This is a genomic window from Mycobacterium neumannii (assembly GCF_048452905.1).
Classification (GTDB): Bacteria; Actinomycetota; Actinomycetes; order Mycobacteriales; family Mycobacteriaceae; genus Mycobacterium; species Mycobacterium neumannii_B.
The window spans coordinates 50456-77268 of record NZ_JBCGVF010000007.1 but is presented as its reverse complement, the minus strand read 5'-3'; the positions used below and the strand labels follow the sequence as shown (position 1 = coordinate 77268).

26 protein-coding genes and 1 tRNA gene are annotated in these 26813 nt (G+C 66.3%); 17 read left to right on the top strand and 10 right to left on the bottom strand.

The genetic code is table 11. From position 1 onward, the window contains the following. The first annotated feature begins 5 nt into the window (after nt 1-5). From AAHH99_RS20665 to xerD, 4 genes are all read left to right on the top strand, one after another. Nucleotides 6-944: a copper transporter gene (locus tag AAHH99_RS20665; RefSeq protein WP_418770374.1), complete on the top strand. Its 939-nt coding sequence runs from the start codon at nt 6-8 to the stop codon at nt 942-944. Nucleotides 945-1112: 168 nt separating this feature from the next. Further along, nucleotides 1113-2876 carry a CTP synthase gene (locus AAHH99_RS20660; RefSeq protein ID WP_068201881.1) on the top strand — a complete coding sequence of 588 codons (1764 nt, stop codon included), beginning with the start codon at nt 1113-1115 and terminating at the stop codon, nt 2874-2876. Continuing rightward, complete coding sequence (locus tag AAHH99_RS20655) at nt 2869-3489, top strand: NUDIX domain-containing protein (protein ID WP_418770373.1); 621 nt, start codon at nt 2869-2871, stop codon at nt 3487-3489. Before AAHH99_RS20660 ends, AAHH99_RS20655 begins: the two co-directional genes overlap by 8 nt. Continuing rightward, nucleotides 3486-4433: a site-specific tyrosine recombinase XerD gene (xerD, locus tag AAHH99_RS20650; protein ID WP_418770372.1), complete on the top strand. Its 948-nt coding sequence runs from the start codon at nt 3486-3488 to the stop codon at nt 4431-4433. Before AAHH99_RS20655 ends, xerD begins: the two co-directional genes overlap by 4 nt. A gap of 52 nt (nt 4434-4485) precedes the next feature. Here the strand turns inward: xerD and AAHH99_RS20645 are convergent, their stop codons facing one another. Further along, nucleotides 4486-5250 carry an O-methyltransferase gene (locus tag AAHH99_RS20645; protein ID WP_418770371.1) on the bottom strand — a complete coding sequence of 255 codons (765 nt, stop codon included), beginning with the start codon at nt 5248-5250 and terminating at the stop codon, nt 4486-4488. Between the two features lie 138 nt (nt 5251-5388). Between AAHH99_RS20645 and AAHH99_RS20640 the strand changes: the two genes are divergently transcribed. The 9 genes from AAHH99_RS20640 (at nt 5389) to AAHH99_RS20600 (ending at nt 12840) form a co-directional block, all read left to right on the top strand. Further along, nucleotides 5389-6261 (top strand): ParA family protein, encoded by an 873-nt coding sequence (locus AAHH99_RS20640; RefSeq protein WP_066843232.1) that lies wholly within the window; start codon nt 5389-5391, stop codon nt 6259-6261. A gap of 8 nt (nt 6262-6269) precedes the next feature. Next, nucleotides 6270-7106 (top strand): segregation/condensation protein A, encoded by an 837-nt coding sequence (locus tag AAHH99_RS20635; RefSeq protein ID WP_064396540.1) that lies wholly within the window; start codon nt 6270-6272, stop codon nt 7104-7106. Next, nucleotides 7099-7848 (top strand): SMC-Scp complex subunit ScpB, encoded by a 750-nt coding sequence (scpB, locus tag AAHH99_RS20630; RefSeq protein ID WP_418770370.1) that lies wholly within the window; start codon nt 7099-7101, stop codon nt 7846-7848. The genes AAHH99_RS20635 and scpB overlap by 8 nt, the downstream gene beginning before the upstream one ends. Next, nucleotides 7841-8584: a pseudouridine synthase gene (locus tag AAHH99_RS20625; RefSeq protein ID WP_418770369.1), complete on the top strand. Its 744-nt coding sequence runs from the start codon at nt 7841-7843 to the stop codon at nt 8582-8584. The genes scpB and AAHH99_RS20625 overlap by 8 nt, the downstream gene beginning before the upstream one ends. Beyond that, a complete protein-coding gene (gene cmk / locus AAHH99_RS20620; protein WP_418770368.1) occupies nt 8581-9264 on the top strand; it encodes a (d)CMP kinase in 684 nt (227 codons plus the stop codon). Before AAHH99_RS20625 ends, cmk begins: the two co-directional genes overlap by 4 nt. Next, nucleotides 9261-10676, top strand: a complete 1416-nt coding sequence (der, locus tag AAHH99_RS20615) for a ribosome biogenesis GTPase Der (RefSeq protein ID WP_418770367.1) — start codon at nt 9261-9263, stop codon at nt 10674-10676. The genes cmk and der overlap by 4 nt, the downstream gene beginning before the upstream one ends. An 81-nt stretch (nt 10677-10757) precedes the next feature. Beyond that, on the top strand, nt 10758-11525 hold the full coding sequence (locus AAHH99_RS20610; protein WP_418770714.1) for a sulfite exporter TauE/SafE family protein: 768 nt from the start codon (nt 10758-10760) through the stop codon (nt 11523-11525). Nucleotides 11526-11751: 226 nt separating this feature from the next. Further along, a complete protein-coding gene (locus AAHH99_RS20605; RefSeq protein ID WP_418770366.1) occupies nt 11752-12666 on the top strand; it encodes a sulfite exporter TauE/SafE family protein in 915 nt (304 codons plus the stop codon). Nucleotides 12667-12766: 100 nt separating this feature from the next. After that, nucleotides 12767-12840 (top strand) — tRNA-Pro (locus tag AAHH99_RS20600). 176 nt (nt 12841-13016) lie between these two features. Here AAHH99_RS20600 and AAHH99_RS20595 read toward each other — a convergent pair. Both AAHH99_RS20595 and AAHH99_RS20590 read right to left on the bottom strand, forming a co-directional pair. Further along, nucleotides 13017-13703 carry a sensor domain-containing protein gene (locus AAHH99_RS20595; RefSeq protein WP_418770365.1) on the bottom strand — a complete coding sequence of 229 codons (687 nt, stop codon included), beginning with the start codon at nt 13701-13703 and terminating at the stop codon, nt 13017-13019. A gap of 258 nt (nt 13704-13961) precedes the next feature. After that, the gene (locus AAHH99_RS20590; RefSeq protein ID WP_418770364.1) at nt 13962-14261 is read right to left on the bottom strand and encodes a hypothetical protein; all 300 of its coding nucleotides are present in this window, start codon (nt 14259-14261) and stop codon (nt 13962-13964) included. Nucleotides 14262-14509: 248 nt separating this feature from the next. Here AAHH99_RS20590 and AAHH99_RS20585 point away from each other — a divergent pair, with 248 nt between their 5' ends. Together AAHH99_RS20585 and AAHH99_RS20580 are read left to right on the top strand one after the other, a co-directional pair. Then, nucleotides 14510-14830 carry a hypothetical protein gene (locus AAHH99_RS20585; protein WP_066808895.1) on the top strand — a complete coding sequence of 107 codons (321 nt, stop codon included), beginning with the start codon at nt 14510-14512 and terminating at the stop codon, nt 14828-14830. A 152-nt stretch (nt 14831-14982) separates the two neighbouring features. Continuing rightward, nucleotides 14983-16272 carry an acyltransferase family protein gene (locus AAHH99_RS20580; protein WP_418770363.1) on the top strand — a complete coding sequence of 430 codons (1290 nt, stop codon included), beginning with the start codon at nt 14983-14985 and terminating at the stop codon, nt 16270-16272. Here AAHH99_RS20580 and AAHH99_RS20575 read toward each other — a convergent pair. Both AAHH99_RS20575 and AAHH99_RS20570 read right to left on the bottom strand, forming a co-directional pair. Beyond that, nucleotides 16229-19096 (bottom strand): RND family transporter, encoded by a 2868-nt coding sequence (locus AAHH99_RS20575; RefSeq protein WP_418770362.1) that lies wholly within the window; start codon nt 19094-19096, stop codon nt 16229-16231. The two genes, AAHH99_RS20580 and AAHH99_RS20575, sit on opposite strands and share 44 nt — an antisense overlap. Before the next feature lie 84 nt (nt 19097-19180). Beyond that, nucleotides 19181-19810, bottom strand: a complete 630-nt coding sequence (locus AAHH99_RS20570) for a cutinase family protein (protein WP_418770361.1) — start codon at nt 19808-19810, stop codon at nt 19181-19183. Between the two features lie 218 nt (nt 19811-20028). Here AAHH99_RS20570 and AAHH99_RS20565 point away from each other — a divergent pair, with 218 nt between their 5' ends. Then, the gene (locus tag AAHH99_RS20565; protein WP_418770360.1) at nt 20029-21027 is read left to right on the top strand and encodes a DUF7159 family protein; all 999 of its coding nucleotides are present in this window, start codon (nt 20029-20031) and stop codon (nt 21025-21027) included. Between the two features lie 6 nt (nt 21028-21033). Here AAHH99_RS20565 and AAHH99_RS20560 read toward each other — a convergent pair whose 3' ends face one another. From AAHH99_RS20560 to AAHH99_RS20540, 5 genes are all read right to left on the bottom strand, one after another. Further along, nucleotides 21034-21438, bottom strand: coding sequence for a DUF5078 domain-containing protein (locus tag AAHH99_RS20560; RefSeq protein ID WP_418770713.1), 405 nt, complete (start codon nt 21436-21438; stop codon nt 21034-21036). Nucleotides 21439-21496: 58 nt separating this feature from the next. Then, nucleotides 21497-21838 carry a DUF732 domain-containing protein gene (locus tag AAHH99_RS20555; protein WP_418770359.1) on the bottom strand — a complete coding sequence of 114 codons (342 nt, stop codon included), beginning with the start codon at nt 21836-21838 and terminating at the stop codon, nt 21497-21499. Further along, entirely contained in the window at nt 21835-24741 is a 2907-nt protein-coding gene (locus AAHH99_RS20550) for an RND family transporter (protein ID WP_418770358.1), read from the bottom strand. Before AAHH99_RS20550 ends, AAHH99_RS20555 begins: the two co-directional genes overlap by 4 nt. Next, complete coding sequence (locus AAHH99_RS20545; protein ID WP_418770357.1) at nt 24738-25166, bottom strand: MmpS family transport accessory protein; 429 nt, start codon at nt 25164-25166, stop codon at nt 24738-24740. The genes AAHH99_RS20550 and AAHH99_RS20545 overlap by 4 nt, the downstream gene beginning before the upstream one ends. Nucleotides 25167-25326: 160 nt before the next feature. Further along, a complete protein-coding gene (locus AAHH99_RS20540; RefSeq protein WP_418770356.1) occupies nt 25327-25923 on the bottom strand; it encodes a TetR/AcrR family transcriptional regulator in 597 nt (198 codons plus the stop codon). A gap of 53 nt (nt 25924-25976) precedes the next feature. Between AAHH99_RS20540 and AAHH99_RS20535 the strand changes: the two genes are divergently transcribed. Continuing rightward, nucleotides 25977-26813, top strand: a complete 837-nt coding sequence (locus AAHH99_RS20535; RefSeq protein ID WP_418770355.1) for a mycofactocin-coupled SDR family oxidoreductase — start codon at nt 25977-25979, stop codon at nt 26811-26813.

The following is a 26813-nucleotide window of genomic DNA, read 5'->3' as shown; positions in this document are numbered from 1 at the left end:
ACCCGATGATATCGCTACGCACACACGCGATTTCGCTCGCGGCGGTGTTCCTCGCCCTGGCCATCGGTGTCGCGCTCGGATCGGGGATGCTGTCCAACACCGTGCTGTCGGGGCTGCGCGATGACAAGAACGAGCTCCAGGAGCGGATCAACACCCTGACCGACGAGAGGAACGCGCTCAACGAGAAGCTCGGCGCGGCAGGGGAGTTCGATGCGCAGATGTCACCGCGCATCCTGCGTGAGACACTCGTCGACAAATCGGTGGTGCTGTTCCGCACCCCCGATGCCGCCGATGACGACGTCGACGCGATGACACGACTCGTCGGTCAGGCCGGCGGAATGGTCAGCGGAATAGTCGGGCTGACATCACAGTTCGTCGAGGCCAACGCCGCCGAGAAGCTGTTGTCGGTGGTCAACTCGCCGATCGTGCCAGCGGGCAAACAGCTCAGCACCACGTCGGTGGACCAGGGCTCCCAGGCCGGCGACCTGCTGGGCATCGCGCTGTTGATCAATCGCGATCCCAAGGTGCAGACCGTCGACGACACCCAACGCGAAACCGTGCTCGCCACGCTGCGCGACACCGGTTTCATCACCTACACCGACCGGGTGGGCGCGGCGAACACCGCGGTGATCGTGACCGGCGGACCGCTGGGCGATGACGCCGGCAACCGGGGCGCCACCGTGGCCCGATTCGCCGGCGGGCTGGCCCCGCACGGTTCGGGCACCGTCCTGGTCGGCCGCGACGGATCGGCATCGGGGACCGCGGCGATCGCCGTGACGCGCTCGGATCCCGCACTGACCTCGGCGGTCAGCACGGTCGACGACGTCGGCACCGAATCCGGCCGCATCACCTCGGTGCTGGCGCTGGGCGATCTGGCGAACGGCGGCAAGCCCGGCCAGTACGGCATCGGCCAGGGTGCGACGTCGGTCACCGTGCCGCAGTAGCTCGTCGCAAGCTAAGCCCCAACGGCGCGTCACCGGCGCTCAGGTCCTCGGCGCGTCACCGACGCGGTGTCGCCCTCGGTGTTAAGGTGGGGTTCCGTGGGTCGGCAGGCCCCAAACTAGGAATCAGCCTAGAGACGCAAGCCCTGCCCGTCGTCACGGAGGTCGTTCTTGCCAGCGTTACGCAAACATCCGCAAACGGCCACCAAGCACCTCTTCGTCACCGGTGGCGTCGTCTCTTCACTCGGCAAGGGACTCACCGCTTCGAGCCTCGGGCAGCTGCTGACCGCGCGCGGCCTGCAGGTGACGATGCAGAAGCTCGACCCGTACCTCAACGTCGACCCCGGCACCATGAACCCGTTCCAGCACGGTGAGGTGTTCGTGACCGAGGACGGCGCCGAGACCGACCTCGACGTGGGCCACTACGAGCGCTTCCTCGACCGCAACCTGTCAGGGTCGGCGAACGTTACCACGGGACAGGTGTATTCGACGGTCATCGCCAAGGAACGCCGCGGTGAGTACCTCGGCGACACCGTGCAGGTGATCCCGCACATCACCGACGAGATCAAGGCACGAATCCTGGAGATGGCCGCGCCGGACGTCGACGGCAGGCGTCCCGATGTGGTGATCACCGAGATCGGCGGCACGGTCGGCGACATCGAATCGCTGCCATTCCTCGAAGCAGCGCGCCAGGTCCGCCACGAGGTGGGCCGCGAGAACTGCTTCTTCCTGCACTGCTCGCTGGTGCCCTACATGGCCCCGTCGGGTGAACTGAAGACCAAGCCGACTCAGCATTCGGTAGCCGCGCTGCGCAGCATCGGCATCACCCCGGACGCGTTGATCCTGCGCTGCGACCGGGATGTCCCTGAACCTCTGAAGAACAAGATCGCGTTGATGTGCGACGTCGACATCGACGGCGTCATCTCCACCCCGGACGCGCCGTCGATCTACGACATCCCGAAGGTGCTGCACCGTGAGGAGCTCGACGCCTACGTCGTGCGCAGGTTGAACCTGCCGTTCCGCGACGTCGACTGGACACAATGGAACGACCTGCTTCAGCGGGTGCACGAACCGCACGAGACAGTGCGAATCGCATTGGTGGGCAAGTACATCGACTTGTCGGATGCGTATCTGTCGGTGGCCGAGGCGTTGCGAGCGGGCGGGTTCGCGCACCGGGCCAAGGTGGAGATGCGCTGGGTGGCCTCCGACGACTGCGAGGTCGACGGCGACGCGGCCGCGGCGCTGGCCGATGTGCACGCGGTGCTGATACCCGGTGGCTTCGGCATCCGCGGCATCGAGGGCAAGATCGGTGCGATCCAGTACGCCCGCAAGCGGGGTCTGCCCGTGTTGGGGCTGTGCCTGGGGCTGCAGTGCATCGTGATCGAGGCAGCCCGGTCGGTCGGCATCACCGAGGCCAACTCCGCGGAGTTCGACCCGACCACCCCGCACCCGGTGATCTCCACCATGGCCGATCAACGCGACGCCGTCGCAGGGGAGGCCGATCTCGGCGGCACCATGCGGCTGGGCGCGTATCCGGCTGTTTTGGAACCGGATTCGATCGTAGCGCGAGCCTACGACGCCACCGAGGTGTCGGAGCGCCACCGTCACCGCTACGAGGTGAACAACCAGTACCGCGACCGCATCGCCGAGAGCGGACTGCGGTTCTCGGGAACCTCTCCGGACGGCCACCTCGTCGAGTTCGTTGAGTATCCGCGCGACACGCACCGCTTCATCGTCGGCACCCAGGCCCATCCCGAGCTCAAGAGCAGGCCCACCCGGCCGCACCCGTTGTTCGTCGCGTTTGTGGGAGCGGCCCTGGACTACAAGGCCGAGGAGCGCTTGCCCGGTATGGACATCCCCGAGCAGCGGTCCAACGGCGTCGAGCACGGCGCCGAGGTCGGGGCCCTGTTGCAAGAGCCCGCGACTCGTGGCTGACCATGACTTCGAGACGGTCTCTTCTGAAACCCTCTACGTCGGAAACATCTTCGCGTTGCGCGCCGACGAGGTGCGCATGCCCGGCGGCCATACCGCCCGCCGCGAGGTCGTCGAGCACTACGGTGCCGTCGCGGTGCTGGCGATGGACGAGGACCGCAACATCGCGATGGTCTACCAGTACCGGCATCCGCTAGGGCGTCGCCTGTGGGAGTTGCCCGCTGGCCTGCTCGACCTCGGAGGCGAACCGCCGCACGTCACCGCCGCGCGTGAACTCGAGGAGGAGGCCGGACTATCGGCCACCGATTGGCGCGTGCTGGTCGATCTCGACTCCGCGCCGGGCTTCAGCGACGAGAGCGTGCGGGTCTATCTGGCCACCGGGCTCACCGACGTCGGACGCCCCGAAGCCCGCGACGAGGAAGCCGACCTGACGCTGCGGTGGTATCCGCTCGGCGAGGCGGTACGCATGGTGCTGGCCGGCGAGATCGTCAATTCCATTGCCGTCAGCGGCATTTTGGCGGCCAACACCGTCACCGACCCGGACGCGCTGAGAAGCGTCGACGCACCGTGGACCGATCGGCCCACCGCGTTCGGTCGCCGTCAGGGGCACCCGTGACGACCTTCACATCCGCGCTCGAAGGTCAAGTCCAGGGCTATCTCGACCACCTGACCATCGAACGCGGTGCGGCCGCCAACACATTGAGCTCCTACCGCCGCGATCTGCGTCGCTACATCGAACACCTGACCGCGCGCGGTATCGACGACCTGACAGAGGTGACCCAGACCGATGTCAGCGAGTTTCTGGTGGCGTTGCGCCGCGGAGACGCCGAGGTCGGAACCGCCCCCCTGTCGGCGGTGTCGGCGGCGCGAGCACTGATCGCGGTGCGAGGCCTGCACCGCTTCGCGACGGCCGAGGGGTTGACCGAACTGGACGTCGCCTCGGACGTCAAGCCGCCGACCCCGAGCAGGCGGCTGCCCAAGAGCCTGTCGCTCGACGAGGTGTTGGCCCTCCTCGAGGCAGCGGGCGGCGACAGCGACGCCGACAGCCCTCTCACGCTGCGTAACCGCGCTCTGCTGGAACTGCTGTATTCGACCGGGGCGCGCATCTCGGAGGCAGTGGGGCTCGACATCGACGATGTCGACACCCATGCCCGTTCAGTGCTGCTGCGCGGCAAGGGCGGCAAGCACCGGCTGGTCCCGATCGGCAGGCCGGCGGTGACCGCACTCGACGTCTATTTCGTGCGCGGTCGTCCTGACTTGGCGCGCCGCGGCCGGGGTACACCCGCGATTTTCCTGAACGCCCGCGGCGGGCGGCTGTCGCGGCAGAGCGCATGGCAGGTGTTGCAGGACTCCGCCGAGCGCGCCGGAATCACCTCCGCGGTGTCGCCGCACGTGCTGCGGCACTCGTTCGCCACGCATCTGCTCGACGGCGGCGCCGACGTCCGTGTCGTGCAGGAGCTGCTCGGCCACGCCTCGGTGACCACGACCCAGATCTACACCATGGTCACGGTCAACGCGCTGCGCGAGGTTTGGGCCGGCGCCCATCCGCGGGCGCGGTAGCCGTTGGCCTTAACGGGGTGATCGCCCGCACCAGCTGCGTGGAATCCACCCGTTAAGGCTTTTGTCCGCCCAGATACTCGGACTCGAGAACCAGGTCGGCGAACAGTGACTGGTACTCCGCGTGCGTCTTGTGCTCCACGGTGTCGAACAACGTGCCCTGCTGCCGGCGCATGTATTCGCGGTACTTCGGCGTCCCGGGGAGTTTCACGTTGTCGGCGACGACGACGGAGCCGCGGTGCAGCCAGCCGCGGTCGAGGATGCTCTGCAGATCGGCCAGGTAGGCGGCCTTGTCGTGGTCGATGAACACCAAGTCGAGCAGACCCGGGCCGAACCCGTGCTCGGTGGCCAGCGCGTCGAGGGTGCGTCCGCCGTCGCCGATCGTGCCGACCACACACGTGATGCGGTCCGCGACGCCGGCGTGCGCCCAGACATCCCGGGCGATATCGGCATTGGCCTCGGCGAGTTCGACCGAGTAGATCCGCGCCGACGGTGCCGCCCTGGCCAGCCGCAGGGCACCGTATCCGCAGTAGGTGCCGAGCTCGAGCACCAGGCGAGGGTCGGCGCGGCGCACCGCTGCGTCGAGGATCGCGCCTTTCTGGTCGCCGACATTGATCAGGAAGGACTCCTCGTAGGCGAACCGGTCGATCGTCGCGAGGACGTCGTCGATGTCACCCTGCCGCGCGTTGGCCACCACGTAGTCGCGAAGCGCGGCCTCGCGCCCGTCACCGACCTGACCGGTGCTGGAGATGTTGCGCACGCCTAGCGCCAATCGCAGGAACGACCACCTCAGCAGCGGGATCCGTTGCCTCAAGCCCATGGCGTCAGCCTAGGACGCGACGCGGCTCAATCGGCTCTCAACTCGCCTGCGGGTCTGGCTGACCTGGCACGTTCCTGCCGTTAAACTTGCCCGGATGTCCGCCATGCCCGTGAACTGCCTGACCAGCGACGGTCAGGCATGAGCGACGACGCGGGAGGCGGCGGAACGCCGGAAACCCTGGGCCTGACCGGCCGTCCACCGCGGGACATCCCCGAACCGCAGCCGAAGACGACGCACGGTCCGGCCAAGGTCATCGCGATGTGCAACCAGAAGGGCGGGGTCGGCAAGACCACGTCGACGATCAACCTCGGCGCCAGCCTGGCCGAGTACGGCCGCCGGGTGCTGCTCGTCGATCTCGACCCGCAGGGCGCACTGTCGGCGGGCCTGGGGGTGCCGCACTACGAACTCGAGCACACGGTGCACAACCTGCTGGTGGAACCGCGGGTGTCGATCGACGATGTGCTGATCCACACCCGGGTCAAGAACCTCGACCTCGTGCCCAGCAACATCGATTTGTCGGCGGCAGAGATCCAACTGGTGAACGAGGTGGGTCGCGAGCAGTCGCTGGCGCGTGCGCTGTACCCGGTGCTGGACCGCTACGACTACGTCCTGATCGACTGCCAGCCGTCGCTCGGCTTGCTCACCGTGAACGGCTTGGCGTGCAGCGACGGTGTGATCATCCCCACCGAGTGTGAGTTCTTCTCGCTGCGCGGCCTGGCGCTGCTCACCGACACCGTCGACAAGGTCCACGACCGGCTGAACCCGAAGCTGTCGATCAGCGGCATCCTGATCACCCGCTACGACCCGCGCACCGTAAACTCACGCGAAGTTATGGCCCGGGTTGTGGAACGTTTCGGTGACCTTGTGTTCGACACCGTCATCACCCGCACGGTGCGCTTTCCCGAAACCAGTGTCGCCGGCGAACCGATCACCACATGGGCGCCGAAATCCGGTGGGGCGCAATCGTATCGATCTCTGGCTCGCGAGGTCATCCACCGGTTCGGCGCGTGAATGACCCGGTGACGGAGACCGAAGCCGCGACAACTCCGGATTCGGACGACGCTCCGCAGTCGGGTTTTCAGGTCCGGCTCAGCAATTTCGAGGGCCCGTTCGATCTGCTCTTGCAGCTGATCTTCGCCCACCGCCTCGACGTCACGGAGGTGGCGTTGCACCAGGTGACCGACGAGTTCATCGCCTACACCAAGGCGATCGGCCCACAGCTCGAACTCGACGAGACCACCGCGTTCCTGGTGATCGCCGCGACACTGCTCGATCTGAAGGCGGCGCGGTTGCTGCCGGCCGGCGAGGTCCACGACGAAGAGGACCTCGCCCTGCTCGAGGTGCGTGACCTGCTGTTCGCCCGCCTGCTGCAGTACCGCGCGTTCAAGCACGTCGCCGAGATGTTCGCCGAATTGGAAGCCGCCGCGCTGCGCAGCTACCCGCGCGCGGTCGCGCTGGAGGAGCGCTACTCCGAGCTGCTGCCCGAAGTGATGATCGGTGTGGACGCCGAGGCCTTCGCACAAATAGCCGCGGCGGCATTCACACCGCGGCCGGTTCCGACGGTGAGCACCGAACATCTGCACCATGCGGCGGTGTCGGTGCCCGAGCAGATCGGTAACCTGATGGCACTGCTGGAGAGCCGCGGGATCGGGCAGTGGGCGTCGTTCCGGGATCTGGTCGCCGACTGTGAAGCGCCGATCGAGATCGTCGGGCGGTTCCTGGCGCTGCTCGAGCTGTACCGCGCCAGGGCGGTAGCATTCGAACAACCTGAAGCGCTTGGTGTGCTGCAGATTTCGTGGACCGGCGAGCGACCGACACACCAACACCTGGCGGTGGAAGAAGATCAGTATGGATAGCGAAGACCACGACAACCTCGACGAGGTCGCGACGGACCTCGACCACGAGGACGCCGCGGCCGACGCCACCGATCTCGGGATCGACGTCGCCGAACCGCCCGAACTGGAAGACGGTGAACTCGGCGCGGTGCTCGAGGCGCTGCTGCTGGTGGTCGACACCCCGGCCACCGTGGAGCAACTCGCGCTGGCCATCGAGCAGCCGCCGTACCGGGTCGCGGCCAAACTGCAGGCGATGGCGCAGAAATACTCCGCCCGCGACAGCGGTATCGATTTGCGCGAGGCCGGCGGTGGCTGGCGGATGTACACGCGTTCGCGCTACGCCCCGTACGTGGAACGATTGCTCCTCGACGGGGCGCGCTCCAAGCTGACGCGCGCGGCGCTGGAGACATTGGCCGTGGTGGCGTATCGGCAGCCGGTGACTCGCGCCCGGGTGAGCGCGGTTCGCGGTGTCAATGTCGACGCGGTGATACGCACGCTGGTGGCCCGCGGCCTGATCACCGAGGCGGGCACCGATCCCGACACCGGCGCAGTGACGTTCGCCACCACTGAACTGTTCTTGGAGCGGCTGGGTCTGACATCGCTGGCCGACCTACCCGACATCGCGCCGCTGCTCCCCGACGTCGACGTGATCGACGACCTCAGCGAAACCCTCGACGAGGACCCGCGTTTCATGAAACTCAGCGGTGCTCCGGCGCCCGAGAAGCCGCTGGCCTTCGACGTGGACACCGATGCACATGGCTGAACCTGAAGGCGTGCGGCTCCAGAAAGTGTTGTCGCAGGCGGGAATTGCGTCGCGCCGGGTCGCCGAGAAGATGATCAGGGACGGACGTGTGGAGGTCGATGACCGCGTCGTCACCGAGTTGGGCACCCGCGTCGACCCCGAGGTTTCGGTGATCCGCGTCGACGGCGCACGGGTGACGCTCGACGACACGCTGGTGCACCTGGCGATCAACAAACCCAGGGGCATGCATTCGACGATGTCCGACGACCGGGGCCGCCCGTGCATCGGTGACCTCGTCGAGCACCGGGTTCGGGGTAACAAGAAGCTGTTTCACGTCGGCCGGCTCGACGCCGACACCGAGGGGCTGATGCTGCTGACCAACGACGGGGAGCTGGCCCACCGGCTGATGCACCCGTCGTTCGAGGTGCCCAAGACCTACCTGGCCACCGTGCTGGGCGCGGTGCCACGCGGTGTGGGCCGTGAACTGCGAAACGGCGTCGAACTCGACGACGGACCGGCGCGGGTCGACGATTTTGCCGTCGTCGACAAGGTTCCCGGCAAGACGCTGGTGCGGGTCACCCTGCACGAGGGCCGCAAGCGGATCGTGCGTCGGATGCTCGCAGCGGTCGGCCATCCGGTGCAGGAGCTGGTGCGAACCGACATCGGCACCGTCGCGCTCGGTGATCAGCGCCCTGGCAGCATCCGGGTGCTGACCCAGAAGGAGCTCGGCGAGTTGTACAAGGCGGTCGGCCTGTGACGTCACTGGTCATCGCCGTCGACGGTCCCGCGGGAACTGGGAAGTCAACGGTGTCAAGGGGATTGGCGCGTGCACTGAACGCACGCTACCTGGATACCGGCGCGATGTATCGGATCGTCACGCTGGCCGTCCTGCGTGCCGGTGTCGACCTCAACGACACCGAAGCCGTCGCGGCGACGGCTGCAAACGCCGAACTGGCGGTCGGCTACGACCCCGACGAAGACCGCTCCTACCTTGACGGAGAAGACGTTTCGACAGAGATCCGCGGCGACGCAGTGACTAAAGCGGTGTCGGCGGTCTCGGCGGTGCCCGCCGTGCGCACCCGGCTCGTCGACCTGCAACGCACGCTGGCCGCCGGACAGGACAGCGTCGTCGTGGAGGGCCGCGACATCGGCACGGTGGTGCTGCCCGAAGCCCATCTCAAGATCTTCTTGACCGCGTCGGCCGAAGAGCGTGCCCGCCGCCGCAACGACCAGAACAAGACGAGCGGTCTGGACGACGACTACGAGGCGGTGCTGGCCGACGTCAAGCGGCGTGACCACCTCGACTCGACGCGGGCGGTGTCGCCGCTGCGGCCCGCCGACGACGCCGTCGTGGTCGACACCAGCGCGATGACGCAGCCCGAGGTGATCGAGCACCTGACCCACCTCGTGCGGGAGCGAGCGGGAGCGCAGCGATGAGCGAGGACGGAACCTGGGTCGACGAAAGCGATTGGAAGATCGCAGAAGACTCGGCAAGAGATATAGCCGAAGCCATCGAGGAGGCCGCGACGGCGCCGCCCGTCGTCGCCGTCGTCGGGCGACCGAACGTCGGTAAGTCGACGTTGGTGAACCGGATCCTGGGCCGGCGCGAAGCCGTCGTGCAGGACGTACCGGGGGTGACGCGCGACCGGGTGTCCTATGACGCGTTGTGGTTGGGCCGCAGGTTCATTCTGCAGGACACGGGCGGCTGGGAACCCGACGCTAAGGGTCTGCAACAGCTGGTTGCCGAGCAGGCGTCGGTGGCGATGCGCACCGCCGACGCGATCATCTTCGTGGTCGACGCTGTGGTCGGGGCCACCACCGCCGACGAGGCGGCAGCGAAACTGCTGCAACGCTCCGGTAAGCCGGTGTTCTTGGCGGCCAACAAGGTTGACAGCGAGCGCGGGGAAGCCGACGCCGCCATGTTGTGGTCGTTGGGTCTGGGGGAGCCGCACGCGATCAGCGCGATGCACGGCCGGGGTGTGGCCGACCTGCTCGACACCGTGATCGACGCCCTGCCCGCGGTGTCGGAGATGTCGGGCGGCGGGGGCGGGCCACGCCGGGTCGCGTTGGTGGGTAAGCCGAACGTGGGCAAGAGCTCGCTGCTGAACCGGCTGGCCGGTGATCAGCGCTCTGTCGTCCACGACGTCGCGGGCACCACCGTCGATCCGGTCGACTCGCTGATCGAGATGGACGGCAAGATGTGGCGGTTCGTCGACACCGCGGGTCTGCGCCGCAAGGTCGGGCAGGCCAGCGGGCACGAGTTCTACGCGTCGGTGCGCACGCATGGCGCCATCGACGCGGCCGAGGTGGCGATCGTGTTGATCGACGCCTCCCAACCACTGACCGAGCAGGACCAGCGCGTGCTGTCGATGGTGATCGAAGCGGGTCGGGCGCTGGTGCTGGCATTCAACAAGTGGGATCTGGTCGACGAGGACCGGCGCTACCTGCTGGACCGCGAGATCGACCGCGAGCTCGTGCAGCTGCAGTGGGCGCCGCGGGTGAACATCTCGGCCAAGACGGGCCGCGCGGTGCAGAAACTGGTGCCGGCCCTGGAGAAGTCGCTCGAGTCGTGGGACACCCGCATATCCACGGGGCGATTGAACACGTTCCTCAAGGAAGTGGTGGCGGCGCATCCGCCGCCGGTGCGCGGCGGTAAGCAACCGCGGATCCTGTTCGCCACCCAGGCCACAGCTCGCCCGCCGACGTTCGTGTTGTTCACCTCGGGGTTCCTGGAGGCCGGCTATCGGCGGTTCCTGGAGCGGCGACTGCGCGAGACGTTCGGCTTCGAGGGCAGCCCGATCCGGATCAACGTGCGGATGCGCGAGAAGCGGGGACCCCGCTCTCGGTGATTTGTGGAGCGCAACCGGCGGTGGGCGCCGCTACCGCTCCACAAATCGACGATTAGCCTTGCCCAAGTGCCCGTCGTCGACATGGTCCTCATCGCGTTGGCGGGTCTGGGAGCGGGCGCGATCAACACGCTCGTCGGCTCCGGCACCCTGATTACCTTTCCCACCCTGGTGGCGTTGGGCTATCCGCCGGTGACGTCGACGATGTCGAACGCCATCGGTTTGGTGGCCGGCGGGGTGTCGGGCACCTGGGGATACCGCCGCGAACTGCGGGGCCAGTGGCACCGGCTCCGCTGGCAGATCCCGGCATCGTTCGCGGGAGCGGTGCTCGGCGCGTGGCTGCTGCTGCACCTGCCAGAGACGGTGTTCGAGCAGGTTGTGCCCGTGTTGCTGGTCGCGGCTCTGGTGCTCGTGGTCGTCGGCCCACGGATCCAGTCTTATGCGCGTTCGCGGGCCGAAGCGGCCGGGCAGTCCGCCGAGCACGTGTCGCGGTTCCAGTTGGCCAGCGTCGTCTTCGCGACGTTCGCAGTCGGGATCTACGGGGGATACTTCACCGCGGCGCAGGGGATCCTGCTCATTGCGGCGATGGGCGCGCTGCTCCCCGAGGACATGCAGCGCATGAACGCCGCCAAGAACCTGCTGTCGATGGTGGTCAACATCGTGGCCGCGGTGGCGTACACCTTGGTGGCGTTCGACCGGATCAGCTGGGCCGCGGCGGGCCTGATCGCGGCCGGTTCGTTGGTCGGCGGCTTCCTCGGGGCCCGCTACGGTCGCCGACTTTCGCCCAACGCGCTGAGGGCTGTGATCGTGGTGGTGGGAATCATCGGGCTGTATCGATTGCTGACCCTCTAGAGCAGTTCTGTATGGTTAGTCGAAGCTGACCGACCAGGAAGGGGAGCCGGGTGGCCGAACGCCGATTCCGCACCGCGCCGTCTGCCCTCTGCGCTCTCGAGCCGTTCTGGCCGTCACGTCGGATCATCGCCTTCGACGAGTGGTGTCGCGCGCGCATCTGATTTCGCGCCCACTGTCCGTCTGGTCGGCCCCGCCGCGCTGACCACTTCTGAAAGCAGTCGAACCTGTGCGTTCGCTTCTGATATTCACGCTCGTCGGTGTCGGAGCGCAGCTGGTGGACGGCGCGCTGGGCATGGCGTTCGGCGTGACCGCCTCGACGCTGCTGGTGCTCAGTGGCCTCGGAGCGGCCCAGGCGAGCGCCGCGGTGCACCTGGCCGAGGTCGGCACGACGCTGGCCTCGGGTCTGTCGCACTGGCGGTTCAAGAACCTCGACTGGTCGATCGTGCTGAAGCTGGGCCTGCCCGGTGCAATCGGGGCATTCGTAGGTGCGACCGTGCTGTCGTCGCTGTCGACCGAGCATGCCGCCCCGCTGATGGCGGGGATCCTGGTCGCGATCGGAATCTACGTGCTGTTGCGGTTCTCGCTGCGCAACCCTCCGGTGATGCGGCACGGTGAGACACCGCATACGGCGAGGTTCCTCAGCCCGCTGGGGTTGTTCGGCGGGTTCATCGACGCGTCCGGTGGCGGCGGCTGGGGCCCGGTGACGACGAGCACGTTGCTGTCGCGCGGTAAGATGGCCCCGCGCACGGTGATTGGTTCGGTCAGCGCCTCGGAGTTCCTGGTGGCGGCCTCGGCATCGGTCGGTTTCGGTATCGGGTTGCGCGAGGAGTTCGTCGAGAACCTGCCGGTGGTGCTCGGACTTGCCGTGGGCGGCGTGGTCGCCGCCCCGTTCGCCGCGTGGCTGGTGAGCCGGATTCGGCCCGCGCTGTTGGGCACGGCCGTGGGCGGCGTCATCGTGTTGACCAACAGCCAGAAGCTCGTGCACTACTTCGGTATCGAATGGCCGTGGTCCTCGGCGGTGTACACGCTGATCGTAATCGGCTGGGCTGCTGCGCTTTACGTGGCGTGGCGCTACCGGCGCATCGTGGAGCCGGCGGCCACCGCGGCGGAGGTCGATGCGGTGCCCAGCGCCACTCGCTAGGCGTTCGAGCTTCGAGGTTTGCGCGCCAGGTGGCGGTTGGGATTGCAGGCGGGGCCTGCGGTAGCATTTCGACCTGCTGCCGGCGATCCCGGCGGCGTTGCGGGCTGTGGCGCAGTTTGGTAGCGCACTTGACTGGGGGTCAAGTGGTCGCAGGTTCAAATCCTGTCAGCCCGACGCAGGTCAAAGGCACTTTCCGAGGTTTCGGGAGGTGTCTTTTTCGATTTGTGGGCAAACCCTGTACACGAACCAGGGCGTGGGCAAAAGGGGGTAAGGGCAACCTGGTGATCTCCGGCTTGACGCGTTGCCGATCGCCGGAAGCGAAGCGGTCCGCCACCTGGTCGGCAGACAGATCACCAGCGAGCGGCCACCTTCTCGGCGATCTGTTTGGCGATGCGCTGGGCCGAGTCGCCCGGGTTGGCGCTGCACGTGTTCACGTCGATGATGACGTTGTTCTCCAGCGCGACGGCGTGCCCGCAGGCCCACCCGGGCGCAGCGGCGTTCTGCAGAGTCGCGACGGTGCTCAGCACGTCGTCGGCGTGGGTGATCGGCCCGACCGTCCACTTCGTCCCACTCTGCAGGTGGGTGTACTCGTGGCAGGCCGGCCACTGCTGTGCGGAAGCATCGAGAAAGGCGCTGGCCTTCTTCACAAGCGGATACAACACGACGGCCTGCTTCACGTAGTGCGCGAACTTATCTCCGTCGTTGAGGCTCTGATCCCGTGAGGCCTGGAACCCGCTGTCGCCGTAAACCGGCGCCTCCGCCGCCCCGTCGATGCCCAGGCACTCCTGCGGCTCCATCGTGGCGCTGTTGTCCGACATCGAACTTCCAGCGCTCGTGACCGCCATGTTCGTCGCGCCCATCGCGGCGTTCAGCTCGTCCGCCGTCAACAGCAGCTCGTCCAGTTCGCGCTCCACGAGAGGGCGCGGAATCAACGTGCGCGTGGGTGTGGTCGTGACCGCATTGCCGACCGAGCTGGCACACCCGGCGACCAGAAGACAAACCATCGCAGCACCGAATGCCGTCACTGGTTGGCGCATGTGTTCCTCCCCATGGCAGCCGTCTCCAACTAATCAGCGCAGCAATGCCCCCTACATCGCGGCGCGTGAAGCAATCGTGCAACAGGGCGGCCGTCGACCGCACGAAGTACGGCGGTGTTTCTGATAACGATGGGCGCTGCTTCTGATAACGATTGATGCGTCGCGCAGCGCGGCGACCCAGCTGGAAACCAACAAGGGGTGGCGGGGATACCCCGGCAGCCTTGTGGGAGAGCGGGATTCAGTCGCCGCTGGGCAACCTCAGTCCGACTTCTTATCGTCCTCGTCGTCGGCGTCCTCGTCGTCGTCGTCCTCGTTCTTGTCGTCGTCGTCGTCGGACTTGTCGTCATCATCCGAGTCGTCGGAGTCGTCCTCATCGCGGGACCGAGAGGAGTCGTCGAGCTTGTCTGCGAATTTCGTCAGCGCCCGTGCGAGCTGGCGCGCTTCATGCGGCTCAACTGAGTCCCCGAACAACAACTCGCCATCATCATTGGTGCGTTCGAGGTAAACCCTGTTCTCCTTGGCCGCGACGTTCCACTGGCCGGACTCGGGCTCTGCCATCGTTGTCGCCTTTCGCAGGTGGACGTTTTGGCCTCGTATACCCACCCAGATTCGCTGTCACGCAACAAACGACGCGTCGTCACGCATTGCTTTCAAACGCAAGCAGTCGACCGTGTGGGCCCTTGCCGCGGGGATAGAAAAGCCTCCCCACACGCGAACGAATTCTGGCTTCGCGGCGATTACGGAGCCCCCCGTTGACCCGCAATCATTTCTTTCAACACCCCGCACCACCCCGAGAGGACAACGACATGACCACCACACACGCTCGCCGGACCCGACTCCAGTACGCCGCCACGCTCGTCGGCGCCCTGGCCGTCTTCGTGTTCGCCCCGGCGACCGCATATGCCGTCGACAACGAACCCACACCCGGCGGCGGCGGATGCACCTACACCGACGCGGACGGCTACGACATCCCGATCGACGACGGGCAGGACGTCTTCGTCGACGGCAAGCTCGTCTCCTGCCGCGGCGGCAAGATCGTCATCACCACCGCACCCCAGCGCAATCCGGCCAGCGTGCGTCCGGCGCTGCCGGCCGGCAAGCTCCCCGTGCTCACCCGGCTGCCCTGAACCCCCCAACGATCGGCCCGTCACCTCACGGTGGCGGGCCGATCCAATACACGAGGAAGACCGACCGCGGACGCGTCTCCTGCGCGTTGTTCGGGACGCGTCACGTAGTACTACTCAAGCGGAGCCGCGGCCTGCCGGGGCATGCTGAACTCATGCCGCTGACCAAGCCTCTGTCGGGCGCCGACGAACTGGCCGCCGACACCCCGCCGACCCGGGACCGCGCCGTCGACGTCGCCCGCCTGGCCGCGCTCATCGTGGTCATGTTCGGCCACTGCGCGCTGCTGCTGGCGACCATCGACTCCGGCGGCGTCCGAATCGGCAACATCCTCGGAGAGATTCCGGCACTCACCCCGGTGACCTGGATCGTGCAGGTCATGCCCCTGTTCTTCCTCGCCGGAGGCGCCGCGGGGGCATACGGCTGGCATGCAGGCAAGTCGTGGGGCACGTGGCTGGTCGCTCGTGCGCAGCGATTGTGTCGTCCCGTCTTCTGGTACCTGGCGGCCTGGACGGTCGGACTGCTCGCCGTGCGACTGACCCTGGGCCCGGACTCCGCCGCAGACCTCGGTCGCGAGTCCGTCGCGCTGCTGTGGTTCTTGGGCGTGTACCTTGTCGTGCTCGCCTTCGTCCCGGCTCTGACCCGACTGTCGACAGGCCGCCAGGTCGCGGTCTTGGTGGCCGGTCTGCTGGCCGCGGCCACGGTCGTCGACACCATCCGGCTCTCGGTCGGTGCTCCGATGGCCGGGGTCGCGAACATCGTCATCGTCTGGCTCATCCCGGTCGCGCTGGGCGTCGGATACGCGCGACGGTTGATCGGCCCGCGCGTCGCGCTCGCGGTGGGCGCCGGTGCGCTCGTCGCGCAGACAGTGCTGGCGGTGGTCGGGCCCTACGAGGTGTCGCTGGTCGTCACCGGAACCGAGCACCTGTCGAACGTCTCGCCGCCCACCCTGCTTCTCGCGTTGCACTGCACGTGGGTGTCCGCAGCGTTCATCGCCTGCGCTGGGGCGATCCAGCGGTGGGCTCAGCGCCCGCGGGTCTGGTACGTCGTCGCGGTCGGCAACGGGGGAGCGATGACGCTGTACCTCTGGCACATCGTGGCGATCGCCATCGCCGCGTTCTCACTGCACGCGATCGGACTCGATGCGTATGACGTTGATGCGCCGCACTTTTGGGCACTGCTCGCACTTCGCGCCGCCGTGTTCGCCGTCGTCATGTTCGCCCTGTTCCGGCTGCTCTCGCCGCTCGAGCATCGCCGCCTGCCGTGGTGGGACGCACCAGTGGGCGCCACCGGGGCACGTTCGGTCGCGGCCGGTGTGCTGATCGTGCTCGCGGGCGTGGCGATGGTGCTGCTGGCCAAGAACGGGCTGACCGGAGCCTTCGGCTGGACGATGCTGGGTTGCTTTACGGCGTCGGCTGTTTCGGCGCGGGCCATGGCACGGGCCTAGGCTTGGCCCTCACCCGCTGCGGCCACCAGAACCACCGGCCAAGCAGCGCGGCGATCGACGGCGTCATGAACGCGCGGATCACCAATGTGTCGAAGAGCAGACCCATGCCGATCGTGGTGCCCATCTGCGCCACCACGGTCAATTCGCTGACCACCATCGACATCATCGTGAACGCGAACACCAGGCCCGCCGCGGTCACCACCGATCCGCTGCCGCCCATGGCCCGGATGATCGCGGTGTTGACGCCCGCGGGTAGTTCCTCCTTCAACCGGGCCACAAGGAGCAGGTTGTAGTCCGCACCCACGGCCAACAGGATGATCACCGCCATGGCCATGACCATGAACTGCAGCTCGATGCCCAAAATGTGCTGCCACACCAGAATTGACAGACCGAAGGACGCCCCGAGCGACAACACGACGGTGCCCACGATCACCGCGGCGGCGATGACGCTGCGCGTGATGATCAACATGATGGTGAAAATCAGCGCCAGCGCGAGGATGCCCGCGATCATCAGGTCGTAATTGTTGCCCTCTTGCATGTCCTTGAACGCCGCGGCGGTACCGCCGACATAGATCTTGGCCCCTTCGAACGGCGTGCCTTTGATGGCCTCTTTGGCGGCCTGCTTGATCGCGTCGATGCGTTCGATGCCGTCGGCGCTGAGGGGATCGCCCTCGTGCTGGACGATCATTCGCACCGCATGACCGTTGGGCGAGATGAAGTTCTCCATGCCGCGCCGGAATTCCTCGTTGTCGAAGATCTCAGGCGGCAGGTAGAACGTGTCGTCGTTCCACGAGTCGTTGAAGGCATCGCCCATCGCCGACTGGTTCTCGCTCATGGCGGCTTGCTGATCCTGCATGCCTCCTTGAGAAGCGTGCATCGTCAGCATCATGGTCCGCATGGTGCGCATCGACTCGATCTGCTCGGGCATCAGCGCCAGCAGCTGCGGCATCAGCGCATCGAGGCGCTCTAGATCTGGAATCAGGTCCTGGACGTTGTCGGTCAGCTTGTTCGTGCCGTCGATGGTGTCGAAGATCGACCGTATCGACGAGCACACCGGGATGTTGAAACAGTGCGGTTCCCAGTAGAAGTAGTTGCGAATCGGGCGCAGGAAGTCGTCGAGATTGGCGATGTGATCTCGCAGTTCGGCGGTGTCGGCGGCCATGGTCTTGGTCTTCTGCACCATGCTGTGCGTGGTCGCGTTCATCTCGCCCATCAACGCCATCATCCGCGTCATGGTGTCGATGTTCTTCTGCATCTCGTCGGCCTGCACCAGCATGTCGGCCATGCGGTCCTGGCTGTACTTGCGGTTTAGGTCCTGGCCGACCCCGCCGAGGCTCATTTGCGCTGGGATCGTGCTGAATTCGATCGGCTTGCCGTTGGGGCGGGTGATGGTCTGGACCCGTGAGATGCCCGGCACCCGGAATACCGCCTTGGCGATCTTGTCGATCACCAGGAAATCGGCCGAGTTGCGAAGGTCGTGATCGGTCTCGATGAGCAGCAACTCAGGATTCATGGTCGCGGGGGAGAAGTGCCGTTCGGCGGCCGCGAAGCCCTGATTCGCCGGCAGATCGGCGGGCAGATACAAACGGTCGTTGTAGTTGGGCTGGTACCCGGGCAGCGTCAACAATCCGACCAGTGACAATGCGACGGTCGCGAGCAAGACCGGCCCGGGCCAGCGCACGATCGCGGCGCCGATCTTGCGCCAACCACGGATGCGCATGGCGCGCTTGGGTTCCAGCAGACCGAAACGGGTCGCGATCGTGATGATCGCCGGACCGAGCGTCAGCGCAACGAACACCGCCGTCGTCATACCCACCGCCAGCGGCACACCCAGTGACTGGAAGTACGGCAGCCGGGTGAACGACAGGCAGAAGGTGGCGCCGGCGATCGTCATACCCGAGCCCAACACCACATGGGCGGTGCCGCGGAACATGGTGTGGAACGCCGACTCTCGGTCCTGACCCAGCGTGCGGGCTTCCTGGTAGCGCCCGATGAGGAAGATCGCGTAGTCGGTGGACGCCGCGATCGCGAGCGTCACGAGTAGGTTCGTCGCGAATGTCGACAGCCCGATCAGGTCGTGGTACCCGAGGAAGGCCACCACTCCGCGCGTGGCCGCCAGCGCCAGAAAGACCATCACCAGTGTGATGAGCATGGTGCCGATCGACCGGTAGACCAGCAACAGCATCGTGATGATGACGGCGAACGTGGCGTACTCGATGATGCGGATGCTGCGGTCGCTGGCGATCTGCTGGTCGGCCACCAGGGCGGACCCGCCCGTGACGAAGACCTTCACCCCCGGCGGAGGCGGGATGCTGTCGACGATGCTCTTGACGGCTTCCACGGACTCGTTGGACAGCGCCTCGCCCATGTTGCCGGCCAGATAGGCCTGGACGTAGACGGCCTTGCCGTCGGCGCTCACGGCCGCGGCCTCTGTCAGCGGGTCGCCCCAGAAGTCCTGGATGTGCTCGACGTGCTTGTCGTCGGCTTCGAGCCTGTCGACGAGTTCGTCGTAGTAGCGGCGCGCATCGTCGCCCAACGGCTGCTCGCCCTCGAGGACGATCATCGCCGAGCTGTCGGATTCGAACTCTTCGAAGACCTGGCCGACGCGCTGCATCGCGATCACCGACGGAGCCTCCGAAGGGCTCATCGACACCGAGCGCATCTGGCCGACGACCTCGAGTTGCGGCACGGTCACGTTGAGCAACGCGATCAGCGCGATCCACCCGACGATGATGGGTAGGGCAAGCCGCCGGATCCACTTGGCCAGGGCAGACCGTTCAGAATGCGCGGCGTGTTCGGTTGAAGGCGCGGTGGGAGCGCTCACCAGGAATTCACCTCGGCGGAGCTCCTCCCTAGGGGGTGTTAGGACCGCCTTAGTTCCTACCAGATATGGGCCTTGAAACGGTAGTCAGATCCGCCCCGCAGCGAACTCTGCAGCTTGGTTAACCAATCCGGCCTGGACATAGGCGACGTGTGCGCCCATGTCGCGTCCCCCCTCGAAGCAGATCGGGTCGTTCGGGACACACAGGTCGATCGTCTTGGCCGCGTAGTCGGGCCCCACAGACGGCAGCGGTCCCGGCGAGAGCCGATCGGCAAAGCTGCTGCGCGGACCGCCGAACAGGGCGACCGCGGCGACGTGCGGAACGACCGTCGGCGCCATCTCGGCGGTGGCGACGTCCATCACCGCCGCACCCTGGGAGTAGCCACCGAGCACCATCCTGGTCGCGGGGCAGCCCGCGGCCATCGATTGCACGTGCGCACGGGTGTCCTCGGCGCCTGCACGGGTGCTCACCGCAAAGTCGCGACTGGCGGGATAGTCGACGGCGTAGACACCCACGGACCGGTCACCCAACCGCGACCGCACCGAGTCGACGAAGGCCTGTCCGATTCCGCCTACACCCGGCGGCTCGGTGGTCCCGCGCGCGAAGACGATCTCGACCTCCGGGCACGGGGCCGCCTGGGCAGCGGGGACACCGATCAGTGCGGACAGCGTGATCGCGGCGGGCAGGAGGGCCGCGCGACCGGCGAATGCGCTCATACGGGTATTTCGCCGCGCGGGGCCAATACGTGACATCACGCCGGACGCCGTTAACGAGAAGTCAACGGAGCGGACCCGGCAAACGCACTCCAATGACGGGTCGCTAGGTGCCCGCAGGCTTTCAAGATGCCGAGCGCGGCGAAGCAAATTATGCTCGCTTCGCCGATCTTGACTGCGCAGCGCGGGTGCGGCGGAATCCGGGCAAGAAGGGAGGCGGCGTGGACACGGTGCTCGGACTGTCGATGACATCGACCGGTATCGCGTGGGTCCTGCTCGAAGGCGTGGACGCCGAGGCGAAGACGGTGGATCACGACCACTTCACCGTCGTCGCCGACGTCGCCACCGACGGCGACATCTCCACCCACGAAGCAGCGGTGCGGGGCGCGCGGGCGATCGCGTCCGCCAGCGGCCATCGGGTCGACGCGGTCTACATGACGTGGAGCGCCGATGTCGGCGCGAAGGCCGAACTGCTCCGGAAGTCGCTGTCCGACTTGGGGTTTACGAAGGTGGCGACGGTACGGATGGCGGACGCCGCTCGAACGTGGGCCCGCACGCTCGAGCCCGCCGATGAATTCGACGGCGACACCCAACTCGCGCTGGCCCGCGGCGCCGCGCTGTCCGGACCGGTACTCAGTGCTGCCGCGCCGTCCACACCGTCAAGGAAGTCGACGCGGCTGCGCTCCCGGCGCCGGTTGGGTTCGCACGGCCGGGCCACGATGGTCCTCGCGGCGGGCGTGATCGCCCTGTTCGCCTTCGGTCCGGAACTCGCCCGCTGGGATTCGCCGGACGCCGGGGTCGACCCTTCGGCCGAGACGGCGCCGATGATTCCGGCGGCCGCGGTGTCGGACGTCGGCCCGTCGATCAGCGTCCATGCGGTGCCGTCGGCGCCGGTCGTCCCTATCGTGGTGAAACAGGTGATTCCCGTTCCGGTACCGGCACCGGCACCGGCCGCGATCGGGTCACCCGAAGCGGTACCGGGCGTCGCCCCGCATATCGCCATCGCGGCAGAGGGCACCGAGCAACCGGCCACGGAAGCGGTGGCACCGAAGGCCGGCCTACATCAGGAGCCGACCGCGACAGTCGTTGTGGCGCAAACAGCTCCGGCAGCGTCAAGCCCGGCGCCCGCTGCGCATTCCACTACGGCGCCGCCAGCGTTCGTGCCGCCTCCGGATCCGATTCAGGCGGCGTTGAGCCCGCTGTTCGGCGGGCTGCCCTGACCCGCGCTACGGCGCGGTGGTCCAGTTCCAGATCTCGGGCTGGCTCGGGGGGTAGTTCATGCACACTTCGGTCGCGTGCGCGACGACACCCTTGTTGTTGAAGAACAGCTTGGCCCAGTTGCCCCACCGGGTGGCCATCTGCTCGTAGTACACGTTGGTCGCGGTGTTCTCCGAGTACTGCCGGCGACCGGCGTAGTCCAGCGAGAAGAACCAGTAGATCCGGTCGCGGGCACCCTTCTGCACGTCCGCGGGCCGGTTCCGGTAGTCGATCATGTAGCGCTCGAAGTAGAACGGGTCCTCATCGCGAACGGCGGCCATGTACTGGTCGACCGTGCAGGTGGTCCTCATGATCCGGTTCGGGATCGGGTAGTCGTCGGTGGCGTCCGCGGCTGCGGTGGCCGGGAAGATCATCGCCGCGCAGCCGAAGGACGCCAGCGCAATGGTGGCTTTACGAAACACTTTCGGACTCCTAGCTCTCGCGGTCACGGGCTTGGTCGAGGGTGTGCAGGAGGTCGGGGCAGTAGAAGCGCAACGCCCCGGCCAGGAACTTCCACGACTGCTCGGTGCTGTTCTGACCCCGCGCCAATTGCTTCTGGACGAACTCTGCCGAAGCGAAGGCATCGCGGTCGACACCCTTGCGTATCCGCTTGCAGGTGATCTTGCCGATCCAGGCGTTGTAGTCCTTCTGCCCGTAGATGCCGTACGTGTGCAGCTCGTTGCTGAAATCGGTGTCGATGTCCTGCGCTTGGGCGGGTGCGGCCAGCACCAGCGCCGCCGCTGCGGCAGCAACCCCACTGATCAGTCGTTTCATGACTGTGCTCCTTCCCCCCCTGACGGCGTCAGTTCCCTCGGTTTCGGCCACGGTACAGGCACTGGACGTTCTCGCACCCGCTGTGGCCACCAGAACCACTTACCCATGAGCGCCGCGATGGACGGCGTCATGAATGCCCGGATGACAAGAGTATCGAACAACAGGCCAAGTCCGATGGTCGTTCCGACTTGTCCGATCACTGTCAATTCGCTGACGGCCATCGACATCATCGTGAACGCGAACACCAGACCCGCCGATGTCACGACCGAACCGCTGCCGCCCATCGCCCGGATGATCCCGGTCCTGATGCCGGCGTGCAGCTCTTCTTTCATCCGCGACACCAGCAGCAGGTTGTAGTCCGCGCCGACCGCCAACAGGATGATGATCGCCATCGCCATGACCATCCAGTGCAACTCGATGCCCAGGATGTGCTGCCAGATCAGGATCGACAACCCGAACGACGCGCCGAGCGAGATCACCACTGTGCCAACGATTACTGCGGCCGCAACGACCGCGCGGGTCAGCAGCAGCATGATCGTGAAGATCAGGGCGAGCGCGAGGATGGCCGCGATCATCAGGTCGTAGCTGTTGCCGTCCGACATGTCCTTGTAGACCGCCGCGGTGCCCGCCAGGTAGATCGTGGAGCCCTCCAGCGGCGTGCCCTTGATGGCCTCCTTGGCGGCCTGCTTGATCGCGTCGATGCGCGCGATGCCCTCTGGGGTCATCGGGTCACCGTCGTGGGCGATGATGAAGCGCACCGACTTGCCGTCCGGAGAGATGAAGTTCTCCATGCCCTTCTTGAACTCTTCGTTGTCGAAGACCTCTGGCGGAAGGTAGAAGGAGTCGTCGTTCATCGACGCGTCGAAGGCATCACCCATGGCAGTCGAGTTCTCCTGCATGGCTGCCATCTGGTCCTGCAGACCCTTTTGCGACGAGTACATCGTCAGCATCATCGTCCGCATCGTCTTCATCGTTTCAATCATCGGCGGCATCAGCGTGACCATCTGCGGCATCAGCTGGTCCAGCCGCTCCATATCGGGCAGCAGGTCCTGGATGTCGTCGGTCATCGTGTTGATGCCGTCGAGGGTGTCGAAGACCGACCGGAACGCCCAGCAGATCGGGATGTTGAAGCAGTGCGGTTCCCAGTAGAAGTAGTTGCGGATCGGTCGGAAGAAGTCGTCGAAGTTGGCGATGTTGTCGCGCAACTCGGCCACGTCGACCGTCATGTCCTTCATCTTCGTGACCATGCTGTGCGTGGTCGCGGCCATCTCCTCGGTGAGCTTGGACATCCGCTCCATGTTCGCGATGGTCTTGGACATCTCGTCGGCCTGCACCAGCATGTCGGCCATCCGGTCCTGCAGGTACTTCTGGTTCATCTGCTGGGTGGTGCCCTGCATGCTGATCTGGAACGGAATCGACGTGTGCTCGATGGGTTTCCCGTCGGGCCGGGTGATGGCCTGCACGCGCGAGATTCCGGGCACCCGGAAGATCTGCTTGGCGATCTTGTCGATGACCAGGAAGTCGGCAGAGTTGCGAAGGTCGTGATCGCTCTCGATCATCAGCAGCTCGGGATTCATCCGCGCCGGCGAGAAGTGCCTGTCGGCCGCCGCGTATCCCTCGTTGGCCGGCAGATCGGCCGGCAGGTAGTTGCGGTCGTTGTAGTTGGTCCGGTACCCCGGCAGCGCGAGGAGGCCGACCAGCGACAGGGCCACCGTCGCGACCAGGATCGGTCCGGGCCACCGCACGACCGCGGCGCCGACCTTGCGCCAGCCGCGCACCCGCATCGCCCGCTTGGGTTCGAGCACCTTGCCGAACCGGCTCGCGACGCTGATGATCGCCGGCCCCAACGTCAGCGACGCGATCACCGAGGTCACCATGCCGACAGCCAGCGGCACACCCATCGTCTGGAAGTACGGCAGCCGCGTGAAACTCAGGCAGAACAGCGCGCCCGCGATGGTCAGACCGGACCCCAGCACCACGTGCGCCGTGCCGTGGAACATCGTGTAGTACGCGGTCTCTCGGTCTTCTCCGGTACCGCGCGCCTCTTGATAGCGGCCGGTCAGGAAGATCGCGTAGTCGGTTCCCGCGGCGATCGCCAACGTCACCAACAAGTTGGTCGCGAACGGGGAGAGCCCGATGATCTCGTGGTAGCCGAGGAACGCCACCATGCCGCGGGCGGCGGCCAACTGCAGGACGACCATCACCAACGTCAGGATCACGGTGATGATCGACCGGTACACGAGCAGCAGCATCGTGATGATGACCGTGAACGTGAGGGCCTCGATGACCCGCATGCTGCGGTCGCTGGCGATGTGTTGGTCGGCGGCCAGTGCCGCCGGACCGGTCACGAACACCTTCACGCCCGGCGGTGGCTGCATGCCATCGACCAGGTCCTGGACCGCCTCGACCGACTCGTTGGCCAGCGCTTCGCCCTGGTTACCGGACAGATACACCTGCACGTAGGCGGCTTTGCCGTCGCTGCTCTGCGCGCCGGAGGCGGTGAGCGGATCGCTCCAGAAGTCCTGGACGCTTTGCACGTGCTTCGTATCGGCTTCGAGCTTGGCGACCATCTCGCCGTAGAAGGCGCGGGTGTCCTCGCCGAGGGGTTGCTCGCCCTCGATCACGATCATCGCCGAGCTGTCGGAGTCGTACTCCTGGAAGACGTGGCCGACGCGCTTCATCGCGATCATCGACGGCGCGAAGTCCGGGCTCATCGAGACCGCGCGCTCCTGGCCGACCGTTTCCAGCTGCGGCACAGTCACATTGAGCACCGCGATGATCGCGATCCAGCCCAGGATGATCGGGACTGCGAACGTGCGGATCGTTCGTGGGATGAGGGGCCGCTTGGCGCGGCGAACAGGAGGGAAAGCGTCCGTCGGGGCCTCGTTCGTCGGTGAGGTCATGCGGATTTCACAAAGCAGAAGGTTTGGGCGCTCACGCCAGTGGAGGTTCTTTCGTCCTTGATCTCGTCATCGACGGTGATTCGGCAGGTGATGGTCTGGCCATCGCCCTGCGCGACGATGTTGGGCGCGGCCGACGGCGCCGTGGTCTGAAGTGTCAGCGACCAGGGCAACGACGCGCCGTCGATGCGTTGCGGCCTGGCGTCGAGGTCCAGATAGTTGATGTCGGCATACGAGCCGGTACCGAAGATCTCGTATTTGATGACCTTCGGGTCGAACGGTTCGGGGTCGTCAGCGAACACCCGAGGAGTGACGATGACGCCTTCGGCGCCGAAGAAGGTCCGGATGCGGCTGACCGTGAAACCCGCGATGGCCACCACAACGATGATGACGATGGGCAGCCAGACCTTTCTCGCCTTCCGGAGCATTACCGCGTCCGCCCGATGAAACCCATATCCGCCCTCAAGTCGTATTCGTCGCTGTGCATGCGTCTGTGCGTAACTTAGCCCGTATAAGTTCTCATTGAGCCCTAGGTTAACTCAAGTCAGAGTGCTGCTGGTCACCCGTTCAGCAACGGTGTGAGCCAGGTCACGACGACTTGATTTCGAAGCGGTTCAGGTAGCCCTCGATGAACGCTTCCGCCTCGGCATGACCTCGGGTTATGCCGAGCCCCCGTTCGAGAAGGACGATGCGGGCCAAGCTGGTGACGATCATAGACATGACCACGGGCGGGAATGCCTCGACGTCGGCGCCATGGGCCTTCATCGCTGCGGCCACCACGCGTTCTTCGACGCCTCCGAACCGCTCGGCGTAGGCCGCGATCTCGCTGCGGATGTCCTTGCGGTGATTGGCCAGTGCCATGAACTCCATGAAGAGGCGCGCCCCATGGGTGCTGTTCAGGCGCCACAGCGCGTGCAAGGGTTCGTCGGCATCGGCGGCTTCACGCTGACGGGACAGGTTGGCCTCGGCGCCTTCGCGCAGCACGGCAAGGAACAAATCGTCCATGCTCGGGAAGTAATAGTGCACCAGCGCGGGCTTCACCCCTGCCCGCGCGGCCACCCTTCTGGACGTGGCGGCGGCGTAGCCCTCTTCGAGCATGACCTGGGCGGTCGCCTCGATCAGGGCCGAGCGAGCGGAAGACTCGCGTCCGCCCCTTGACCGCTCGCCGACGGGGCTGCTAGACATGGCGCCAGCCTAGATGTTGGGCGATCGCCCAACAAGTGAGGGGAGCTGCGGCGATGGCGGGTCGGGTAGCAGGCAAGGTCGCATTCGTCACCGGTGCGGCACGCGGTCAGGGACGCAGCCACGCGGTGCGGTTGGCACAGGAGGGCGCCGACGTCATCGCGGTCGACATCTGCCGCGGTTTCGAGGACTCGACCGCACCGGCGGCCACTCCCGAGGACCTCGCCGAGACCGCCGACATGGTCAAGAACCTCGACCGACGCATCGTCACGGCCGAAGTCGACGTCCGCGACTTCGACGCGCTGAAGTCCGCCGTCGACGACGGCGTGGAACAACTTGGTGGTCTCGACATCGTCGTGGCCAACGCCGGCATCGGTACGACCGGCGTGAAGCTGCACAAGATGGCCGAGGACCGCTTCGACGAGACGATCGACGTCAACCTCGGCGGCGTGTGGAAGACCGTCAAAGCGGCGGTCCCACATCTTCTGGCCGGCGGCCGCGGCGGATCGATCATCCTCACCAGCTCGGTCGGCGGCACCAAGGCCTACCCGCAGGTGGGCCACTACATCGCCGCCAAGCATGGTGTCGTCGGGTTGATGCGCACCTTCGCCGTCGAACTCGGAGCGCACTCGATCCGGGTCAACAGCGTGCACCCGACCCATGTGTGCACCCCGCTGTTGATGAACGAACCGACCTACCGACTGTTTCGTCCGGACCTGGAGAACCCGGGACCCGACGATCTCGCGCCGATCTGCCAGTCGTTCCATTTCCTTCCGATCCCGTGGGTGGAGCCGGTCGACATCAGCAACGCCGTGCTGTTCCTCGCCTCCGACGAAGCCCGCTACATCACCGGCGTTACTCTGCCCGTCGACGCCGGCAGCCTCCTGAAGTAG

Coding starts and splice junctions, on each gene's coding strand:
- AAHH99_RS20665 (WP_418770374.1), top strand. CDS start 6: ATGATATCGCTACGCACACACGCGATTTCGCTCGCGGCGGTGTTCCTC.
- AAHH99_RS20645 (WP_418770371.1), bottom strand. CDS start 5,250: ATGGGCTTGAGGCAACGGATCCCGCTGCTGAGGTGGTCGTTCCTGCGA.
- AAHH99_RS20640 (WP_066843232.1), top strand. CDS start 5,389: ATGAGCGACGACGCGGGAGGCGGCGGAACGCCGGAAACCCTGGGCCTG.
- scpB (WP_418770370.1), top strand. CDS start 7,099: ATGGATAGCGAAGACCACGACAACCTCGACGAGGTCGCGACGGACCTC.
- AAHH99_RS20625 (WP_418770369.1), top strand. CDS start 7,841: ATGGCTGAACCTGAAGGCGTGCGGCTCCAGAAAGTGTTGTCGCAGGCG.
- der (WP_418770367.1), top strand. CDS start 9,261: ATGAGCGAGGACGGAACCTGGGTCGACGAAAGCGATTGGAAGATCGCA.
- AAHH99_RS20610 (WP_418770714.1), top strand. CDS start 10,758: ATGGTCCTCATCGCGTTGGCGGGTCTGGGAGCGGGCGCGATCAACACG.
- AAHH99_RS20595 (WP_418770365.1), bottom strand. CDS start 13,703: ATGCGCCAACCAGTGACGGCATTCGGTGCTGCGATGGTTTGTCTTCTG.
- AAHH99_RS20590 (WP_418770364.1), bottom strand. CDS start 14,261: ATGGCAGAGCCCGAGTCCGGCCAGTGGAACGTCGCGGCCAAGGAGAAC.
- AAHH99_RS20585 (WP_066808895.1), top strand. CDS start 14,510: ATGACCACCACACACGCTCGCCGGACCCGACTCCAGTACGCCGCCACG.
- AAHH99_RS20580 (WP_418770363.1), top strand. CDS start 14,983: ATGCCGCTGACCAAGCCTCTGTCGGGCGCCGACGAACTGGCCGCCGAC.
- AAHH99_RS20570 (WP_418770361.1), bottom strand. CDS start 19,810: ATGAGCGCATTCGCCGGTCGCGCGGCCCTCCTGCCCGCCGCGATCACG.
- AAHH99_RS20560 (WP_418770713.1), bottom strand. CDS start 21,438: ATGATCTTCCCGGCCACCGCAGCCGCGGACGCCACCGACGACTACCCG.
- AAHH99_RS20555 (WP_418770359.1), bottom strand. CDS start 21,838: ATGAAACGACTGATCAGTGGGGTTGCTGCCGCAGCGGCGGCGCTGGTG.
- AAHH99_RS20550 (WP_418770358.1), bottom strand. CDS start 24,741: ATGACCTCACCGACGAACGAGGCCCCGACGGACGCTTTCCCTCCTGTT.
- AAHH99_RS20545 (WP_418770357.1), bottom strand. CDS start 25,166: ATGCTCCGGAAGGCGAGAAAGGTCTGGCTGCCCATCGTCATCATCGTT.
- AAHH99_RS20540 (WP_418770356.1), bottom strand. CDS start 25,923: ATGTCTAGCAGCCCCGTCGGCGAGCGGTCAAGGGGCGGACGCGAGTCT.
- AAHH99_RS20535 (WP_418770355.1), top strand. CDS start 25,977: ATGGCGGGTCGGGTAGCAGGCAAGGTCGCATTCGTCACCGGTGCGGCA.